The organism is Rugosimonospora africana (genome assembly GCF_016862975.1).
GTDB lineage: Bacteria > Actinomycetota > Actinomycetes > Mycobacteriales > Micromonosporaceae > Rugosimonospora > Rugosimonospora africana.
In genome coordinates this window covers 147353-166015 of the sequence record NZ_BONZ01000027.1, presented here as the reverse complement: position 1 = coordinate 166015, position 18663 = coordinate 147353, and the positions used below count along the sequence as shown (strand labels likewise).

Below are 18663 nucleotides of genomic sequence, written 5' to 3'. Positions count from 1 at the left end.
CGGGCCTGCCGCACCGCCCGGACGGAGTCCGGATGGCGACAAGTCGCGCCGCAGCGGACACGCCGGGCGGGTCGCACCAGGGTAGCCGGCCCAACCGGGCCCGCCGGCCGCGGCGTGCCCGGTACCGTTCCGGCACGACAAGTCGCCTGATCACGGCCGCGCTCCCGCGCTGCCGCTGGCGATCCATGTAGTTTCACATCTCATGCAGCAACGTCCGCTCGGCCGCGCCGGACTCCTGGTGTCCCGGCTCGCCCTCGGCACCATGACCTGGGGCCGGGACACCGAGGCTGATGACGCGGCGGCCCAGCTCAAGACGTTCGTCGATGCCGGCGGCAACCTGATCGACACGGCCGACGTGTACGGCGAGGGCGACGCCGAGTCGGTCATCGGGAACCTGCTGACCGGCGTGGTGAACCGCGACGACGTGCTGCTGGCCACGAAGTCCGGCCTGCGCCCGAGCCGGGAACGGCGCCGGGACACCTCCCGTGGCCACCTGCTGCGCAGCCTGGACGCGTCGCTGTCCCGGCTCGGCGTGGAATACGTCGACCTCTGGCAGGTCCACGGGTACGACCCGGAGACCCCGCTCGACGAGACGATGTCCGCCCTGGATCACGCGGTCACCACCGGCCGGGCCCGGTACGTGGGCATCTCCAACTTCTCCGGCTGGCAGACGGCCCAGGCCGCGACCTGGCAGACCGCCTGGCCCGGGCGGGCGCCGCTGGTGGCCGCCCAGGTGGAGTACTCGCTGCTGGAACGCGGCATCGAACGCGAGGTGCTGCCCGCCTGCCAGACGCTGGGGCTGGGGGTACTGCCCTGGTCCCCGCTCGGGCGCGGCGTGCTGACCGGCAAGTACCGGCACGGCCGCCCGGCCGACTCGCGGGCCGCCTCCCCGCACTTCGAACTGTTCGTCTCCCTGTACCTGGACCCGCGCTGCTCGGCGATCGTCGAGTCGGTGGTGACCGCGGCGTCGGGGCTCGGCGTCTCGCCGCTGGAGGTGGCGCTGGCCTGGGTCCGGGACCGGCCCGGGGTGGTCGCGCCGGTGCTCGGCGCCCGGTCGGTCGGGCAGTTGCTGGGAGCCCTGCAGGTGGAAGAGATCACTCTCCCGGGCGAGATCAGCCGGGCATTGGACGACGTTTCGGCGATTACCGTCGGCTACCCGGAGCGCCAGGGTTGATGCCGCCACCGCGGGCGGGGCAGTATCCAGGACATGGACTACGAATACGCGCCGCTGCGGTTACCACCGAATGTCGACCGGTTGACCGCCACGGCGCAGTTGGCGATCCAGGCGGAGTTCGCGGGCTGGGAACTGGCCCGCGTCCAGCTGTTCCGGGACGGCACGCGCAAGGTGCTGTTGCGGCGCAGGGTGAGCGCGGCGCCGCAGCCCGGGATCTCCTACTGATCCCGGGCCGGACGCCTCCGCCACAAACCGACTCCCGCGCGCTCAGGCGGAAACCTCGAGCCTGTGCTCGCCTCCGCCACAACCCGGCTCCGGCTGCGCTCAGGCGGTTTCGACGCCGTTGAGGTCGCTGTACGGGTGCTCGTCGAGCCGGCCCACCAGCCGGTCGCCCGCGTTCAGCCGGTACGGGCCGTCCCCGTCGGTCTCCTCGTAGGCGTCGAGATCCAGGGGCGCCTCGACCTCGGTCACCGTCACGATGCCGTCGAGCGGTTCCAGCTCCGGGATGTCCAGGGCGGCCAGCGACCCGTCCCCGGCCTGCAGCAACTCCAGCACCGCCTCGCTGACCGACTCCACCGGCTCCTCCGGCTCGCCGTCCGCGTGCGCGGCCGACTGCCGGGACGTCTCGGCCACCCGGATCAGGGCGGCCACGCTCGGTACCTGGTAGTCGCGGCGCTGCCGGATCGAGAGCACGTGCGGGTGCGGGTCGTCCGCGGTGTCCGCGTCCTCCTCGTCCAGCCCGGCGCCGAAGTGCCGGTCGGCCTCGTCCGGGTCGATCGCGTCCACGTCCCACGGCGTGACCTCACCGAACGCGTCGAGCAACCGCTCGTCGTACTCGTAGGAGGCGTTGTTCAGCTCGACGTAGGCACGCCAGACGCCGTCGTCGTCGATCCGGCCGTCGGCTGCCTTGACCGCCTCCAAGTGAGCCCGGGCAGCGGCGAAGACCGCCTCCAGGGCAACGGTCAGCTCGGCGTACTGGTCATCGGTCATGATCTATACCCCAAAGTCAGATGTGGGACGCGTCAGGCTTGCCGTAGGAACCGGTCGAGAACTCGCACGCCGAACTGTAGTCCCTCGATCGGCACGCGTTCGTCAATGCCATGGAACAGCGCGGCGAAGTCGAGGTCGGCGGGCAGCCGCAGTGGGCTGAAGCCGAAGCAGCGCACGCCCAACTCGACGAACGCCTTGGCGTCGGTACCCCCGGAAAGCATGTACGGCACCGGACGCGCACCCGCGTCCTCGGCCCGCAGCGCCGCGGCCATCGCGTCGACCAGCGCACCGTCGTACGTGGTCTCCAGCGGCTCCTGGTTCTGGATGAACTCGATGTCGATGTCGGAGCCGACCACTTCGCGCAGCTGACCCAGGAACTCGTCGGCGCTGCCCGGCAGCGTGCGGCAGTCGACGGTCGCGGTGGCCCGGCCCGGGATGACGTTGGCCTTGTACCCGGCCAGCAGCTGGGTGGGGTTGGCCGTGTTGCGGATGGTCGCGCCGATCAGCGTCGCGAGCGGCCCCAGCTTGCCGATCGCCGCCTCGGGGTCGTTCGGGTCCAGGGCGATGCCGAGCACCTCGGAGATCTCCTCGAGGAACGCCCGGACGGTCGGCGTCACCACGATCGGGAAGCGGTGCCGGCCGAGCCGGGCCACCGCCTCGCAGAGCGCCGTCACCGCGTTGTCGTCGTTGAGCATCGAACCGTGGCCCGGCCGACCCTTGGTGATCAGTCGCAGCCAGTTGATGCCCTTCTCCGCGGTCTGGATCAGGTACAGCCGCAGGTCGTCACTGACGCTGTAGGAGAACCCGCCGACCTCGCCGATCGCCTCGGTGCACCCGTCCAGCAGCTCGGGATGGTTGCGTACCAGGTGCCGGGCGCCGTAGTCGCTGCCGGCCTCCTCGTCGGCGGTGAAGCACAGCACCAGGTCACGGGACGGCGTCACCCCCCGGCGCCGCCAGTCGCGGGCGACCGCGAGCACCATGGCGTCGAAGTCCTTCATGTCGACCGCGCCGCGACCCCACAGGTACCCGTCGCGCACCTCGCCGGAGAACGGCCCCACCGACCACTCGCTGGCATCGGCCGGCACCACGTCCAGGTGCCCGTGCACCAGCAGGGCGCCACGGCTGGGGTCGGAGCCGGCGAACCGGGCCACCACGCTGGCCCTTCCCGGCGCCGCCTCGCGGATCTCCGGCTCCAGGCCGACTTCGGCCAGCTTCTCCGCCACGTACTCCGCGGCGACCCGCTCACCGGCGCTGGTGGCCAGGTCTCCGGTGTTGGTCGTGTCGATCCGGATCAGGTCCCGGCACAGGTCGACGACCTCGTCGACGGCCGCGACCTCTGGCCGTGGCGGGGTGGCGGCATCAGTCATAGGCCCTTCATACCAGCCGGTGGCGGCCCTGGGCCCGGCGGGCGGCACCCATGATCAGGTAATTTACCGGGCACACCGGGCGTACCGACCGATGCCGGAACCGTGCCGCCCAGCCACAGCCGCGGTCCGACCGGTCGCGACCAGCCAGAGTTTGGCGTTCGTACCGGTCGGGTAGTCACCGCGCCATGAACTCGCCACTGCCCCCGCTGCCGCCGGTCCCCGGGGTCGACGAGTCCGACGCCCTCCCCGGCGGGCGCGGCATGCTGGAGACCCTGACCGACGAGCACCGTGCCATCGAAGACCTGTACGCCCGCCTCGCCGCCGCGGTCGACGAGCGCGACATGGCGTCACTGACCAGCGTGCTGACCGCCACGCTCACCCGTCACCTGTCCGCCGAGGAGCAGTACCTGTTCCCGGCCGTCGCCGCCGCCCTGACCGACGGCGCGCACCGGGCCGAGGCCGAGGTCGAGGCGGACGTCGCCCTGTTGCACGCGCTGCGCGAGCTGGAGTCCGGCCCGGCCTCCGACCGCGGCGGCATCGACCAGGTCGGCGAATCGCTGCGCGGGCACGTCCGGCGCTGCGAAGGCGAGCTGTTCCCCGGGCTGCGGGCGACGCTGAGCGACGCCGACCTGATCCGGCTGGGCAACCGCGTGGAGATCGCCGAGGACGCGGCGCCGACCCGGCCGCATCCGGCGACGCCGACGACCCCGCCCTGGAACAAGGTGGTCGAACCGGCCGTGGGCGTCGTGGACAAGGTGCGCGACGTGTTCACCGGGCGGCATACCCGGGCCTGATCCCGGCGCACATTTGCCCGGCAGGCAGACGGCCGGCCGTCCGCGGGCTTCCATCCACCCGCGGGCGGCCGGTCGTCTGCTCGCCTCCTGCCGTCTCCCGCCGGGCGGCCGTTTGCTTCCCCGGTGGCCGGGGCAAGCCCGGAAGAGTAAGGACATCCGAGCCACGGAGGTGGGTACCGTGCCGGCACGCCAGGATCTCCCGAGCACGCTGCGTCGCTCCTCGCCGAAGGCGCAGGACACGTGGATCAAAACGCACGATTCCGCTGTCGGCGAGTACGGCGAGGGCCAGCGCGCCCATCGGGTCGCGTTCGCCGCGCTCAAGCACTCCTTCGAGAAGGTCGGGGACCACTGGGAGGAGAAGGGCCGCAAGGGCCCGAGCGACCCGCAGGCAGCCCGGTCGATTCGCGACAAGCCGGTACCCACGGCCGGTGGCGTGGACGCGAACGCCACCAAGGAACATCTGCTGGAGGTCGCCCGCCGGCTGGACATCAAGGGCCGGTCGAGCATGACGAAGGACAAGCTGGTCCAGGCGATCAAAAAGTCCAACACGCGGAAGACAGCGACCACGAGGAGCACAGCCAACGCACGGAGCACAACCAACGCGCGGAGCACAGCCAAGGCACGGAAGACAACCAACGCACGGACGACAGCGAACGCGCGGAAGACAGCCAGTACACGGAAGGCAACGAACGCGCGCACGCCCCGCGGCCGGTAGGCGCGGGTACGCGACCGCGCGGGATTGAGCGACCGCAGCGGGATCCGCCGCGGCCGATGCCACCGGCAAAGACGCGGTGGCATCGGCTCCGGCGGGTCATTCACCGGTAGCGGGCCGACGCCGGGGTCAGCCCCCAGCGATTCACTCGGCGGACAGCTCGCCGCGCAGCACCTGAAGCGACTTGGCCAACATCCGGGACACGTGCATCTGGGAGATGCCGACCCGCTCCGCGATCTGGGTCTGCGTGAGGTTGCCGAAGAACCGCAGGATGACGATCTTCTGCTCCCGCGGGCTCAGCGCCTCCAGCGCCGGACCCAGCGACGCGCGGTGCTCGGCCAGCACGAGGTCGTGGTCCTCGACGCCGAACAGGTCGCCCAGTTCGGTGCCGTCCTCGCCGTTGCCGACGAGCGTCTGCAGGGACACCGCGCTGTACGCGCGGGCACCCTCCAACCCCTCGAGAACCGCGTCCTCACCGAGGTCCAGGTACTCGGCGATGTCGGCCACACTCGGCGACCGGCCGAGCCGCTGCGACAGGGTACTGGTCGCCTCGTTGATGTCGAGCTTCAACTCCTGCAGCCGGCGGGGTACCCGGACGTCCCAGGTACGGTCCCGGAAGTGCCGCTTGATCTCGCCGACGACCGTGGGTACCGCGTACGCGGCGAAGTCGTTGCCGTACTCCGGGTTGAACCGGTCGATCGCCTTGATGAGCCCGACGGTCGCGATCTGCACCAGGTCGTCCAGCGGTTCGCCGCGACCGTTGAAGCGTTGGGCCAGATGCCTGGCCAGCGGCAGCCACGCCTGGATCGCCTGGTCACGCACTCCGGCTCGGTCCGGGCTGTCCTCGGGCGCACGCGCGAGGGTCTTGAGCAGCTCCACCGCTCGATCGTCCACAGTGGACGTCGACGTACCGTGGTCTATCTTCTCTTCGCTGCGACGGACATCGTTCGACATGACAGTCATCGCGGTCATGGTGTTTCCTTCCACACCGTCCCGCGTCGATTCCACCCCGATCGGGAAGTCCACCAGACAGGGAAGTCACCGGACAGAAACCCAAAACGACGGATGGACACGACACAGAGGTCGTCTACACGTCGGGGGCGCCCACTCCTAGAGCACCGCCGTGGCCCTTTTCGGACCGCCCGATCCGACCGGAGGAAGATCCCCATCTCGCCGTGATCAGCACAGGCAACTCGACCATACCGCCGATGCCTAGCGATCCGAAGACCGGGGCGGCGATTTTTGCGGCGATTGTGCCCGATCGGGAAATTCTCACTGACGCGTCGGAGAATTCCAGGTCGCCTTGGTGGCGCCTCGTCCCGATATGCCCGGCCGGCGAGCCGCAGTGACGTGCGACTCGCCGGCCGGGATCAGGCCAGCGGCGACGGGACCGGACCGTCTCAGGGCCGGTCGAGGACGCGCCCGGCCGCCTCGGCGTACCGCTGCCGGATCGCCGGTACCGCGTCGCCCTCGTAGACCTCCGTCGTACCCGTGGACCAGGTCGGCGGCTCGGCCGCCCCGGACAGCACCCAGGCGGCCTGCCGGGCCGCCCCGTCGGCCACGTACTCGCCCGGCTCGGGTACCAGCACCGAGACGCCGAAGACCGTCGGAGCGATCGCCCGTACCGCTGCCGACCGCGCCCCACCGCCGACGAGGATCACCCGGCGGCACTCGACGCCCTCCGCGGTCAGCGCGTCCAGCCCGTCGGCCAGCGCGCACAGCATCCCCTCCACGGCGGCGCGGGCCAGGTGGGCGGGGTTCATCGTGTCGTGCCGCAGCCCGTGCAGCGAGCCGGTGGACAGCGGCAGGTTGGGCGTGCGCTCGCCCTCCAGGTACGGCACCAGGACCAGGCCGCCGGCGCCGGCCGGCGCGCTCAACGCCAGGTTGGCGAACGTGTCGAGGTCGACGCCCAGCAGCCGGGCCGCGCTGTCCATCACCCGGCTGGCGTTGAGCGTGCACACCAGCGGCAGGAACCGGCCGGTCGCGTCGGCGAAGCCGGCCACGATCCCGGACGGGTCCGCCGACGGCTGGCCCGCCGGGGTGAACACGGTGCCGGAGGTGCCGATGGACACCACCACGTCGCCGGGCAGTGCACCGATGCCCAGCGACGCGGCGGCGTTGTCCCCCGTACCGGGGCCGAGCGCCGCGCCGCCACGCGTGCGCCCCGCCTCCTCGGCGGGTCCCAGTACCGGCGGCACCCCGGCGTCCCGCCCCAGCGCCGCCCGCAGCAGATCCGGCCGGTACCGGCCGGTGGCCGGCGACCAGTACCCGGTGCCGCTGGCGTCCCCGCGGTCGGTGCGTACCGCGGAGGGGTCTCCGCCGCCGCCCAGCCGCCAGGTGAGCCAGTCGTGCGGGAGGCACACGGTGTGCACGCGGGCGGCCGAGGACGGCTCGTGCTCGGCCAGCCAGCGCAGCTTGGTGATGGTGAACGAGGCGACCGGGACACTGCCCACGGCCTGCGCCCAGAAGTCCGGGCCGCCGAACTCGGCGACCAGTTCCCGGCCGGCCGCCGCGGAACGGGTGTCGTTCCACAGCAGGGCCGGCCGGATCACCTGGCCCGACTCGTCGAGGCAGACCATGCCGTGCTGCTGGGCGCCGACCGCGATCGCCGCGACGTCGTCCAGCCCGCCGGCACGCTGCGCCGCCTCGGTCAGCGCGCTCCACCAGGCGTCCGGGTGCACCTCGGTACCGTCGGGATGGGCGGCCCGGCCCTCGCGGACCAGGGCGCCCGTCTCGGCGTCCCGGATCACCACCTTGCACGACTGGGTCGACGAGTCGACCCCGGCGACCAGCCGCCCCGATCCACTCACCACTACCTCACCGCGCGCCGAGCAGGTGTTCGACGGCCAGCTGGTTGAGCCGCACCGCACCCAGCCCGCGGGACGCCGCCGCGTCGACGTCGAACTCCTCGAACGCCGACCGGTCGGCGAGCAGCTCGGCGTAGGACTCGCCCGGGCTCAGGGTGGGCGTGTTCAGGTCGGCGACCCGGGTCGTGGCCAGCGCCTCGGCCACCTCGGGGTCGGCCCGGAACGCCGCGGCCCGCTCCTTGAGCAGCAGGTAGGTGCTCATGTTCGCGGCCGCCGAGGCCCACACGCCCTCCATGTCCTCGGTGCGCGCCGGCTTGTAGTCGAAGTGCCGGGGGCCGTCGTAGGCCGGTACGCCGCTCGCGCCGCCCTCCAGCAGGTCGACCAGGAAGAACGCATTGAGCAGGTCACCGTGGCCGAACACCAGGTCCTGGTCGAACTTGATGCCACGCTGGCCGTTGAGGTCGATGTGGAACAGCTTGCCGTGCCACAGCGCCTGGGCGATGCCGGCGGCGAAGTTCAGCCCGGCCATCTGCTCGTGCCCGACCTCAGGGTTGAGGCCGACCATCTCGTGGTGCTCCAGGCCGGAGATGAACGCCAGGGCGTGCCCGAGAGTGGGCAGCAGGATGTCGCCGCGCGGCTCGTTGGGCTTGGGCTCGATGGCGAAGCGGATGCCGTACCCGCGGTCGATCACGTACTGGGCGAGCAGGTCGATGCCCTCCCGGTAGCGGTCCAGCGCGGCCCGGACGTCCTTGGCCGCGTCGGACTCCGAGCCCTCGCGACCGCCCCAGAACACGTAGGTCTTGGCGCCCAGGGAGGCGGCCAGGTCCAGGTTGCGCATGACCTTGCGCAGCGCGAAGCGCCGGATGTCCCGGTCGTTGCTGGTGAAGGCGCCGTCCTTGAACACCGGGTGGTTGAACAGGTTGGTGGTCGCCGTGGTGACCTGCATGCCGGTCTCGGCCAGCGCGTCCCGGAACCGCGCGATGATCTTCTCGCGGGTAGGCTCGTCGCTGCCGAACGGGATCAGGTCGTCATCGTGGAAATTGAGCCCGTAGGCGCCGAGCTCGGTCAGCCGGTGCACGGCCTCGACCGGGTCCAGCGGCGGGCGGGTCGCGTCGCCGAACGGGTCGCGGGCCGGCCAGCCCACGGTCCACAGGCCGAACGCGAAACGGTCTTCCTTGGTCGGCTTGGGTGCCATGGTTCCTCCCGACGATTTGTTTACTGGTTGAACTTATTGCGCCCAGCCGGCTAGTGTCAAGACCATGGACGGGCCGGTACGACAGCGCAGCCTCTGGCAGCACAACCTCGCCCTGGTGCTGGGCGAGGTCGGCCGTGCCGAGCCGACCTCCCGTGCCCGGATCGCGCAGGCTACCGGCCTCACCCGGGCCACCGTGTCGGCCCTCGTCGAGGTGCTGGTCCGGGGGCGGCTGGTGGACGAGGTGGGCCCGGCACCCCGAGGTGGGGCGGGCCGGCCGGCGACCGGGCTCGTGCTCTCCCCCGCCGGCCCGGCCGGGCTCGGGTTGGAGATCAACGTCGACTACCTGGCCGCCGCCGTGGTCGACCTGACCGGAGCGGTACGGCACCTGGAGGTCCGCCAGGCCGACCAGCGCGGCAGGGCACCGGACGAGGTCCTGGCCGACGTCGCCGAGCTGGCCGCCCGCGCCCGCGACGCGGTGGACCTGCCGCTGGCCGGGGCCCGGCTGGCCGTCCCGGGTCTGGTCGACGCTCGGGGGCTGGTCCGGCTGGCGCCCAACCTCGGTTGGCGCGATCTGGACGTACTGGGTCCGCTGACCTCCGCCCCACATTGGCCGGGCCTGCCGACGGAGATCGACAACGAAGCCAACCTCGCCGCCCTGGGCGAGTTGTCCACCACCGACCGGGAACGCAGTTTCCTCTACGTGTCGGGCGAGGTGGGCATCGGCGCCGGGATCGTGCTGGACGGCGGTCTGCTGCGCGGTACCCACGGGTGGAGCGGCGAGATCGGCCACGTCACCATCGCGGCCGACGGGCCGACCTGCCGGTGCGGTGCGCGCGGTTGCCTGGAGCAGTACGCCGGGCAGGAGGCGATCCTGCGCACCGCCGGGGTACCGGCCGGCGAACCGCTGCCCGCCGACCTCGCGGTACGGCGGCTCGTCGAGCTGGCCGGCGCGGCCGACCCGGCCACGGTCAGCGCGCTGGCCGCCGCCGGTACCGCGCTGGGCATCGCCGCCGCCGGCGTGGTGAACCTGCTCGACCTTGACGCCGTGGTGCTGGGCGGCAGCTTCGCACCGCTGGCCGGCTGGCTGTGCGCCGCGGTCGAGCGGGAGCTGGCCACCCGGGTACTGACAGCGGCCTGGTCGCCGGTGCCGGTCCGGGCCTGTGCCCTGGGCACCCGCGCGGCGGTGGTCGGCGCGGCCGGCGCGGTGGTCCGCGAGGTGCAGGCCGCCCCGGCGAGCTGGGTCGACGGGTAGTGCTCAGGCCGGCGCGAGCAGGCCCTGCTCCCGCACCACCGGCACGGACAGGGTCTTGTACCCGACGTCGTCGAAGAGCACGACCATCCGGTCGCCGTCGTAGCTGAGCACCATGCCCGAACCCCACTCCGGGTGGCGTACCGCGCTGTGCACCGGGTACGGCCCGGTCACCTGCGGGGCCGACGCCGCGGCGGTACCGGCCAGGCAGTTGTCGCAGTGCCCGCACGAGCCGCGCTGGTGCTCACCGAAGTACGCCAGCAGCACCCGGGTACGGCACGACGTGGTCTCGGCGAGGTGGCGCATCATGTCGGTCCGGGACCGTGCCACCCCCTGGTGGCGCTCCGCCTCGTCGCGTGCGAGTCGGGCCAGCTCCGCGGGCTCCGGCGCGTACCGTGGCGCCGCCCAGCGCCCGCGCGACCCGCGCACCGCCCCACCCACCTGTTCCAGCAGCGACAGTAGCTGAGCCAGCTTGCGCGGGCCGAGACCGGTGCGCCGCGCCGCGTCGGCCTTGGTCGCCGGCTCCTCGCGCAGCGCGGCGGCCAGCCGGCACAGGTCATCGACGTCCGGCGCGCCGCCGGTGAAGTAGCGCTGGAGCGCGACGTCCTCGCCGCGGTGCAGGAGTACTGCCTGGGCCGGCTGCCCGTCGCGTCCGGCCCGGCCGACCTCCTGCAGGTAACTGTCCGGCGAGTCGGGCAGCGCCGCGTGGATGACGAACCGGATGTTGGGCTTGTCGATCCCCATGCCGAACGCCGACGTGGCGACCATGACCGGTACCCGGTCGGCCAGGAAGTCCTCGTGCCGCCGGGTACGCTCGCCGGCCGCCATCCCGCCGTGGTACTCCCGCGCGTCGACGCCGGCACCGCGCAGCCGCTCGGTCAACTCCTCGGCGCCCCGCCGCGTCGGCACGTACACGATGCCGGGCACCGGTACCTGCTCCAGTACGCTGCACAGCCGCTGCCACCGGACCTCCTCGCTCGCGCAGTGCAGCGCGGAGAGCGTGAGGTTGGGCCGGTCCAGTCCGGCCACCACCTCGACCGGATCTCGCAGCCCGAGGCGGGCCACGATGTCCTCGCGTACCGGCGGCGACGCGGTCGCCGTCAGCGCCACCACGGGCGGCCGGCCCAGCTCCCGGATCAGGTGGCCGAGCTGAAGGTAGTCCGGCCGGAAGTCGTGTCCCCAGGCCGAGACGCAGTGCGCCTCGTCGACCGCGACCAGGGTCGGCTTGAGTGCGGCCACCTCGGCCAGCCGGTCGGGCCGGCACAGCTGCTCGGGCGTGATGAACAGGAACCGGGCCCGGCCGGTGCGTACCTCCTCCAACGCCGCCGCCTGCTGCGCCACGGTCTGCGCCGAGGCGACTCGTACCCCGTGCAGGCGGGGATCCGCACGGCTGGCCAGCGAGGCGATCTGGTCCTGCTGGAGGGCGAGCAACGGGGAGATGACCACGGTCGGGCCGGTCAGGATGGTCGTGGGCACCTGGTACACGGCCGACTTGCCGTGCCCGGTGGGCAGGACGACCAGGGCGTCGTGGCGGCGCAGCACCGCGCGCATCGCGGTCAGCTGGCCGGTACGCAGGCGGCGCCAGCCGAAGTGCCGGCGGGCGGCGCGACGCAGCCGGAGGGAGTGGGCGCGAGGCAACACGAGCAAGATCTTCCCCCGCGCGACCGCCGGCAAACGGAGACCCTGAAAGAATCGGGTGAGCGAATCCACGAGACGCAAAGGGAACCCCCGACATGCAGATCGGCCTTCAAATTCCGGACTTCACCACGCCCAACGGACCCTCGGCTCTCGGCGCCGACCTGGCCACCGTGGCGCGCGCCGCCGACGAGCAGGGCTTCGACTACATCGCCGTGATGGATCACTTCTTCCAGATCAGCGGTGTCGGCCCCGCGGACCACGAGATGCTGGAGGCGTACGCCACGTTGGGGTACCTCGCCGCGCACACCAACCGGGCACAGTTGCTCACCTTAATGACCGGCGTCCACTACCGACACCCCGGCATCCTGGCGAAGATCGTCACCACCCTCGATGTGCTCTCCGGCGGCCGGGCCTGGCTCGGCATCGGCGCGGGCTGGAACGAAGAGGAGTCGCGCGGGCTGGGCGTGCCGTTCCCGCCGACGGCGGTGCGGTTCGAGCAACTCGAGGAGGCCCTGCAGATCTGCCTCCAGATGTGGCGCGGCGACGAGTCGCCGTACCGGGGCAAGAACTTCTCGCTGGACCGGCCGTTGAACTCGCCGCAGTCGCTTCGCCGGCCGCACCCGCCCGTCATGGTCGGCGGCGGGGGCGAGAAGAAGACGCTGCGCATGGTCGCCCAGTACGGCGACGCGTGCAACCTGTTCGCCACGCCGGACGTGGAACACAAGCTCGACGTGCTGCGCGGGCACTGCGAGCGGCTCGGCCGCCCGTACGACGAGATCCTGAAGACCGTGTACTACCCGTTCAACGTCGGCCCGAACGGGGAGCGCGTCGACGAGACGCTGGCCGAGCTGCGCCGGTTGGCGGATCTGGGTTTCCAGGTGGCGATCGGCGCGGTCGCCGACGTGTGGCAGGTGACGCCCCTGGAGATCATCGGCGAGCGGATCATCCCGGCCGTCGCGACCTGGTGACCGTCGCGGTCGCGGTGACCGTCACGTGACCGGAGGTGCGGGTGCGTCTGCCGGCGCACCCGCACCTCCCGCCCGGATCAGGCCCGCGGGCCGCCGGCCACGTAGATGACCTGGCCGGACACGAACGAGGCGTCGTCGCTCACCAGGAAGGACACGGTGTTCGCGACGTCCTCGGGACGGCCGACGCGCCGCACCGGGATCTCCTCGCTCGCCCGCTTCTGCATCTCATCGAAGTCGATCCGCATGCGCGCGGCCGTCGCCGCCGTCATGTCGGTGACGATGAACCCGGGCGCCACCGCGTTCACGGTCACCCCGAACGGACCCAGCTCGATCGCGAGCGTCTTCGTGAAGCCCTGCATGCCGGCCTTCGCGGCGGCGTAGTTGGCCTGTCCCCGGTTGCCGAGCGCGGACGTGCTCGACAGGTTGACGATCCGGCCGAACTGCGCCTTCGTCATGTGCGCCTGGGCCGCCCGGCTGCACAGGAACGCGCCCCGCAGGTGGACGCTCAGCACCGTGTCCCAGTCCTCGTCGGTCATCTTGAACAGCAGGTTGTCGCGCAGGACCCCGGCGTTGTTGACCAGGACCGTCGGCGGCCCCAGTTCGTCGGCCACCCGGGCGACGGCGCCGGCCACCTGCTCGGCGTCGGAGACGTCCGCGCCCACCGCGATCGCCCGGCCTCCGGCGCCGGTGATGGCGGCCACCGTGTCGGCGCAGGAATCCTCGACGAGGTCGACGACGGCTACCGCGAGTCCGTCGCGGGCCAGCCGGGCGGCGGTGGCGGCACCGATCCCCCGGGCGGCTCCGGTGACGATCGCGACGTGCTGGGACATGGCGTTTCCTTCCTTGGGGTTGGACAGTGCCTCGGGGTAAGCCAGTGCCTCGGGGCTGGAACGGTCCTCGGGGCTGGACATTGTCGTGGGGATCGGCGCTCAGGCGGACGCCGGGGACGCGCCCCGGGCCCGGGCGCGCAACCGGCGCATCCCGGACAGCCAGCGGTCCCGGTCGGCGGCGCGGTGCTGTTCGTACGCCTGGACCTCGGGGTGCGGCAGGATGAGGAAACGGTCCGTCGCCAGGGCCTCCACCACCGCGTCGCAGACCTGCTCCGGTTCGATGACCGCCCCGGCCGCGAGCGTCGTCGACACGTTCGTGGCCCCCGCGATCATCGGTGTGTTCACCCCCTGCGGGCACAGGCAGGAGACGGTGACGCCCTGGTCGCCGTGCTGGATCGCGAGCCACTCGGCGAGCGCGACGCTGCCGTGTTTGGTCACCGAGTATGCCGCGAGATCCGCCTCGGCCAGCAGGCCGGCGGCCGACGCGGTGACCAGGAGGTGGCCGCTGCCGCGCGCCACCATCGCAGGTACCACGTGACGGGCCGCGTACAGGTGGGCCAGCACGTGTACCTGCCATGCACGCTGCCAGTCGGCGTCGGTGCCCAGGCCGGGCGACCCGATCAATCCGGCGTTGGAGCAGTACACATCGATCGGCCCGATCTCTTCGGCCACCCGCCCGGCCAGCGCGGCGACCTGGGCCTCATCGGCGACGTCGAGCCCGACACCGAGCCGGACCGGGCACTCCAACTCCTGAGCGACGGCCGCCGCACCGGCGGCGTCCAGGTCGGCGACGACCACTGCCCGAGCGCCCTCGGCGGCGAACCGGCGGGCGAGTGCCGCACCGATCCCGCTGGCTCCGCCGGTGACCACGACCACCGCATCCGACAACGTGACCGGCATCGTCGCCCCTTCCGCCATGTACTTGTCAGTAACATACCCCCTGCGGTACGCCGCCACCGTCCGCGGATTTCTGTGCGGCGGCCAGGATCGCCACCGCGTCACGGCCGGACCGCACGTCCAGCGGATCGTCGGGTACGCCCCGGGCCACGTTGCCCACCAACCGGGCCACCGCGGTCCGGAACGCGTCCACCGACGCGACCTCGGGTACCGGCAGGCTCACCGTGCCGGACTCTCCGAAGAACGTCGTGCCCTGAACGGACACGGCCGGCGGCGCGTTGACCGTGAGCGACATCGTGCTCACCGCGCCGCCGCCGCTCGCCGCGCCACCGCCGCTTGCGCCATCGCTGCCCGCTTTGCCGCTGCCCGCAGCGGCGTTGTCCGTAGCGGCGTCGCCCGGACCGGTGTGGCGCAGGATCGCGTGCACCGTGTCGTGCGGCGCGTGCACGGCGGTCACCTCGACGACCGGCCCCAGTACCGGCAGCAGGATCGACAGCGCGTGCGGCCCCACGTCCCACAGCCCGCCCCACCGGCGGCGCCACGACGAGCCGGCGTACCGGCCGCCCGGCGTGAAGATCGAGCCGAGCAGAGTGACCTGGGCGCCGGACCAGCCGCCGGTGGCCACCGTAGCGTCCAGGAACATCTCGATCTCGGGCCGGTACCGGTTGGTGACGAACACCAGCGACGCGACACCGGCCCGCCGGACGGCGTCGGCCAGACGGTCGGCCGAGGGCAGGTCGAGCGCGACGGGCTTGTCGAGGAGCAGGTGCCGCCCGGACTCGGCCGCGCGGATGGCCAGCGGGGCTTGGATGTCGGGCGGCAGGGCGACGGCGATCGCGTCGACGGCAGCGATGAGGTCGTCCGCGTCGGCGTACGGGCGCACCCGGTAGCGGCGGGCCAACGCCTCGGTCTTGGCGGGGTCGCGCCCCCACACCCCGACGAACTCGGCGTCCGGGTGGCCGTCCAGCCCGGCGCCCTGCGTCTCGGCGGCCCAATACCCGGTGCCGAACAGGCCGAAGCGAAGCGTCACCGCCCGATGATAGGAGAACGGCGCCGCCCGCCGCCCGCTGGTCGGCGCCCACGAGGGGCTGCCCCCGAGCCGCTGTCCGCGAGGCGGGGTCCGCGAGGCGCTGGTCGCCAGGCGCTGATCGCTAGGGCGCTGATCGCCAGGCGCTGCCCGGCGAGCCGCTGTCCCCCGGGCCGGGGAGGGTCGGCGTGGACGCTTTGCTCTGCTTACCCATAGGCAACACTCGAACGCCGTTTGTGTTGCGTACAGGTAAGCAGAGCAAAGGACGCCGGAGCGATCCCCTCGGGACGTGGGGCACGGACCGCGCCCGGAACGTGGTTGGATCGACGGTTATGACGACCGGCAGGGGCACAACCAGCACAGGCACGGGCACGACCAGCACGGGCACAATCGGGCGGCGCCGAGCGACCCCGGCCACGGCGATGGCCGCGGCCGTCGCGCTGGTGGCGGCCGCGGCCGGTTGCGGTAGCGAGCCGGCCGCCGGGCCGACACCGTCCGAGCAGACGATCACGACTCCGAGCGGTACCACCGCGGCCAGCCCCGGTCCGGTGGGGGACGCCGACTGGCCCACGTACCACCACGACAACGCCCGTACCGGAGTCGCACCCGGATTTCCCACCCTCGGTACGGCCAGCGTGGCCTGGACCTCCCGGCTGGACGGCGCCGTCTACGGGCAGCCGATCGTGGTCGGCGGCATGGTCTACGCGGCCACCGAGAACGACACGGTCTACGCCCTGGACCCGGCCACCGGCAAGGCGAAGTGGTCCCGGCACCTGGCGACGCCGGTCCCGCAGCACGACCTGCCCTGCGGCAACATCGATCCGCTCGGCATCACCAGCACGATGGTCTATGACCCGGCGACCGGCCTGGTCTTCGCGCTCGCCGAGAGCACCGGCGGCCACCACACCCTGTACGGCGTCGACGCGGCCACCGGCACGGTGCGGGTCGTCCGCGCCGCCGAGCCGCCGAAGGGCGACCCGATCGCGCACCAGCAGCGCAGCGCGCTGACCCTGTTGGACGGGAAGGTCTACGTCGCGTACGGCGGCCTCGCCGGCGACTGCGCGCACTACATCGGCTCGGTGGTCGCGGTGCCCACCGTCGGCAACGGGCCCGTGGCCAGCTACGCGGTGCCGACCACGCGGGAAGCGGGCATCTGGGCGCCGGGCGGTGCGGCGGTGCTGGATGGACATCTGCTGTACGCCGTCGGCAACGGCGAGTCGACCTCCGGCTACGACGGCAGCGACTCGGTGCTGGAGTTGGATCCCCAGCTCAAGCTGACCGACCGCTTCTCGCCGTCCACCTGGGCCGACGACAATGCGCACGACCTGGACCTGGGCTCCATGAGCCCGGCGGTGGTCGGCACTCATGTCCTGATCGCGGGCAAGCGAGGCACCGGTTACGTGCTGGACGGCAAGCACTTCGGAGGGATCGGCGGCGAGGTCGCGAAGACGGAGATCTGCAAGGCGTTCGGCGGCTCGGCCGTGAACGGCGACACCGTGTACGTGCCGTGCACGGACGGTACCCGGGCGGTGCGGGTGGACTCGGCCGGAAAGCCCCAGGTCCTGTGGCACACCACGGTCCCCGCACGGGGCGCACCGGTACTGGGCGGCGGCGCGGTCTGGGTGGTCGACTACGAGGACGGCCTGCTGTACCTGCTCGATCCGGCCAGCGGGGCGGTTCGGCAGAAGCTGTCCATCGGGACCGCTCCGCACTTCGCCTCGCCGACGCTGGCCGGTGAGCAGGCGTACGTGGGCACGTTGACCGGGGTGGTCGCGGTGCGCCCCAGCTGACGATCAGCCCGGGCGACGATCAACCCGGGCCACGATCAGCCCGGGTGACGGTCAGCCCGGGCGACGGTCAGTGCTCGGCGGCCGCGCGCCACCGCACGGACGGCCTCAGCGCGGCCGGGTCGGCCCGGTGCTTGTACTTGTCGGCGATGCCGTACAGCGACGTGAGCAGCGTGTCCGACAGCAGGTGCGGCTGGAGCCCGAGTTCCACCAGGCCGGTGTGGGTCACCTTGTAGTAGTGCGACTCCGCCTCGACCCGCGGGTTGACCAGGTGCTCGACGTCGACCGAGTTCGGGTGCAGGTCGGCCACGAGCTTGGCGATCTCCAGCACCGACATGGTCTCGGTCATCTGGTTGAAGACCCGGAACTCGCCCCGCTCCGCCGGGTTCTCCGCGGCGATCCGGATGCACTCCACGGTGTCCCGGATGTCGAGCAGGCCGCGGGTCTGGCCACCGTCGCCGTACACGGTCAGCGGCTGGCCGAGCGCGGCAAGGATGACGAACCGGTTGAGCACGGTACCGAACACCGCGTCGTAGTCGAACCGGGTGGCCAGCCGCTCGTCCCGGATGGTCTCGTCGGTCTGCTGGCCGTAGACGATGCCCTGGTTGAGGTCGGTGGCGCGCAGCCCCCAGATCCGGCACGCGAACTCGATGTTGTGGCTGTCGTGCACCTTCGAGAGGTGGTAGAACGAGCCGGGCCGCTTCGGGTACAGCATCCGGTCGGTACGACCGTTGTGCGTGATCTCCAGCCAGCCCTCTTCGATGTCGATGTTGGGGTAGCCGTACTCCCCCATCGTGCCGAGCTTGATCAGGTGGATGTCCGGGTTCGTCTCGGCGATCGCGTAGAGCAGGTTCAGGTTGCCGACCACGTTGTTGGTCTGCGTGTAGACGGCGTGCGCCCGGTCGATCATCGAGTACGGCGCGGCGCGCTGCTCCGCGAAGTGCACCACCGCGTCCGGGCGGAACTCGCGGATCATGCGGTAGGTGAACTCGGCGTCGGTCAGGTCGCCGACGTAGGTCTCCACGTGCTTCCCGGACGCTTCCTGCCAGGCCCGTACCCGGATCGACAGCGGCTCGATCGGTACCAGGCTCTGCACGCCGAGCTCGTGGTCGTAGGTACGCCGCACGAAGTTGTCGGCGACTCCTACCTCATGACCGCACTCGGACAGGTGCAGCGCAGTTGGCCAGCCCAGGTAGCCGTCACCACCGAGGACGAGTATCCGCATCCT

The 18663-nt window shown here is 72.0% G+C and carries 16 protein-coding genes and 1 pseudogene; 7 read left to right on the top strand and 10 right to left on the bottom strand.

Going from position 1 to position 18663, the window contains the following annotated elements:
• Positions 1-202 precede the first annotated feature (202 nt).
• Both Raf01_RS14295 and Raf01_RS14290 read left to right on the top strand, forming a co-directional pair.
• The gene (locus Raf01_RS14295; protein ID WP_203918325.1) at positions 203-1174 is read left to right on the top strand and encodes an aldo/keto reductase; all 972 of its coding nucleotides are present in this window, start codon (positions 203-205) and stop codon (positions 1172-1174) included.
• A 33-nt stretch (positions 1175-1207) separates the two neighbouring features.
• Positions 1208-1399, top strand: a complete 192-nt coding sequence (locus Raf01_RS14290; RefSeq protein ID WP_203918324.1) for a DUF5703 family protein — start codon at positions 1208-1210, stop codon at positions 1397-1399.
• Positions 1400-1498: 99 nt separating this feature from the next.
• Here the strand turns inward: Raf01_RS14290 and Raf01_RS14285 are convergent, their stop codons facing one another.
• Both Raf01_RS14285 and Raf01_RS14280 read right to left on the bottom strand, forming a co-directional pair.
• Positions 1499-2164: a hypothetical protein gene (locus tag Raf01_RS14285; RefSeq protein WP_203918323.1), complete on the bottom strand. Its 666-nt coding sequence runs from the start codon at positions 2162-2164 to the stop codon at positions 1499-1501.
• Between the two features lie 32 nt (positions 2165-2196).
• The gene (locus Raf01_RS14280) at positions 2197-3531 is read right to left on the bottom strand and encodes a M20/M25/M40 family metallo-hydrolase (protein ID WP_203918322.1); all 1335 of its coding nucleotides are present in this window, start codon (positions 3529-3531) and stop codon (positions 2197-2199) included.
• 185 nt (positions 3532-3716) lie between these two features.
• Between Raf01_RS14280 and Raf01_RS14275 the strand changes: the two genes are divergently transcribed.
• Together Raf01_RS14275 and Raf01_RS14270 are read left to right on the top strand one after the other, a co-directional pair.
• Positions 3717-4325, top strand: a complete 609-nt coding sequence (locus tag Raf01_RS14275) for a hemerythrin domain-containing protein (protein WP_203918321.1) — start codon at positions 3717-3719, stop codon at positions 4323-4325.
• A 178-nt stretch (positions 4326-4503) separates the two neighbouring features.
• A pseudogene (locus Raf01_RS14270) lies at positions 4504-4914 on the top strand (ChaB family protein); the annotation flags it as partial.
• Between the two features lie 267 nt (positions 4915-5181).
• Here Raf01_RS14270 and Raf01_RS14265 read toward each other — a convergent pair.
• The 3 genes from Raf01_RS14265 to xylA form a co-directional block, all read right to left on the bottom strand.
• Positions 5182-5991 carry a SigB/SigF/SigG family RNA polymerase sigma factor gene (locus Raf01_RS14265; RefSeq protein WP_239133622.1) on the bottom strand — a complete coding sequence of 270 codons (810 nt, stop codon included), beginning with the start codon at positions 5989-5991 and terminating at the stop codon, positions 5182-5184.
• A gap of 446 nt (positions 5992-6437) precedes the next feature.
• Positions 6438-7847, bottom strand: coding sequence for a xylulokinase (gene xylB, locus Raf01_RS14260; protein ID WP_239133603.1), 1410 nt, complete (start codon positions 7845-7847; stop codon positions 6438-6440).
• Positions 7848-7854: 7 nt separating this feature from the next.
• On the bottom strand, positions 7855-9039 hold the full coding sequence (gene xylA, locus Raf01_RS14255) for a xylose isomerase (protein ID WP_203918319.1): 1185 nt from the start codon (positions 9037-9039) through the stop codon (positions 7855-7857).
• Between the two features lie 64 nt (positions 9040-9103).
• Between xylA and Raf01_RS14250 the strand changes: the two genes are divergently transcribed.
• A complete protein-coding gene (locus tag Raf01_RS14250) occupies positions 9104-10291 on the top strand; it encodes an ROK family transcriptional regulator (RefSeq protein ID WP_203918318.1) in 1188 nt (395 codons plus the stop codon).
• Positions 10292-10294: 3 nt separating this feature from the next.
• Here Raf01_RS14250 and Raf01_RS14245 read toward each other — a convergent pair whose 3' ends face one another.
• Positions 10295-11929: a RecQ family ATP-dependent DNA helicase gene (locus Raf01_RS14245; protein ID WP_275412984.1), complete on the bottom strand. Its 1635-nt coding sequence runs from the start codon at positions 11927-11929 to the stop codon at positions 10295-10297.
• A 92-nt stretch (positions 11930-12021) separates the two neighbouring features.
• Between Raf01_RS14245 and Raf01_RS14240 the strand changes: the two genes are divergently transcribed.
• Positions 12022-12894 carry an LLM class F420-dependent oxidoreductase gene (locus Raf01_RS14240; protein ID WP_203918317.1) on the top strand — a complete coding sequence of 291 codons (873 nt, stop codon included), beginning with the start codon at positions 12022-12024 and terminating at the stop codon, positions 12892-12894.
• Between the two features lie 77 nt (positions 12895-12971).
• On the opposite strand, the gene fabG is transcribed toward Raf01_RS14240, so the two are convergent.
• The 3 genes from fabG to Raf01_RS14225 all read right to left on the bottom strand — a co-directional run bounded on the left by fabG (position 12972) and on the right by Raf01_RS14225 (position 15651).
• Positions 12972-13724, bottom strand: coding sequence for a 3-oxoacyl-ACP reductase FabG (fabG, locus tag Raf01_RS14235; protein WP_203918460.1), 753 nt, complete (start codon positions 13722-13724; stop codon positions 12972-12974).
• A 99-nt stretch (positions 13725-13823) separates the two neighbouring features.
• Complete coding sequence (locus tag Raf01_RS14230) at positions 13824-14624, bottom strand: SDR family oxidoreductase (protein ID WP_203918316.1); 801 nt, start codon at positions 14622-14624, stop codon at positions 13824-13826.
• Positions 14625-14649: 25 nt separating this feature from the next.
• Positions 14650-15651, bottom strand: coding sequence for a Gfo/Idh/MocA family protein (locus Raf01_RS14225; protein ID WP_203918315.1), 1002 nt, complete (start codon positions 15649-15651; stop codon positions 14650-14652).
• A 329-nt stretch (positions 15652-15980) separates the two neighbouring features.
• On the opposite strand from Raf01_RS14225, the gene Raf01_RS14220 reads away from it, so the two are divergent.
• Complete coding sequence (locus Raf01_RS14220) at positions 15981-17438, top strand: outer membrane protein assembly factor BamB family protein (protein ID WP_203918314.1); 1458 nt, start codon at positions 15981-15983, stop codon at positions 17436-17438.
• A 67-nt stretch (positions 17439-17505) separates the two neighbouring features.
• On the opposite strand, the gene Raf01_RS14215 is transcribed toward Raf01_RS14220, so the two are convergent.
• Complete coding sequence (locus tag Raf01_RS14215) at positions 17506-18660, bottom strand: NAD-dependent epimerase/dehydratase family protein (protein ID WP_203918313.1); 1155 nt, start codon at positions 18658-18660, stop codon at positions 17506-17508.
• Between the last annotated feature and the right edge of the window lie 3 nt (positions 18661-18663).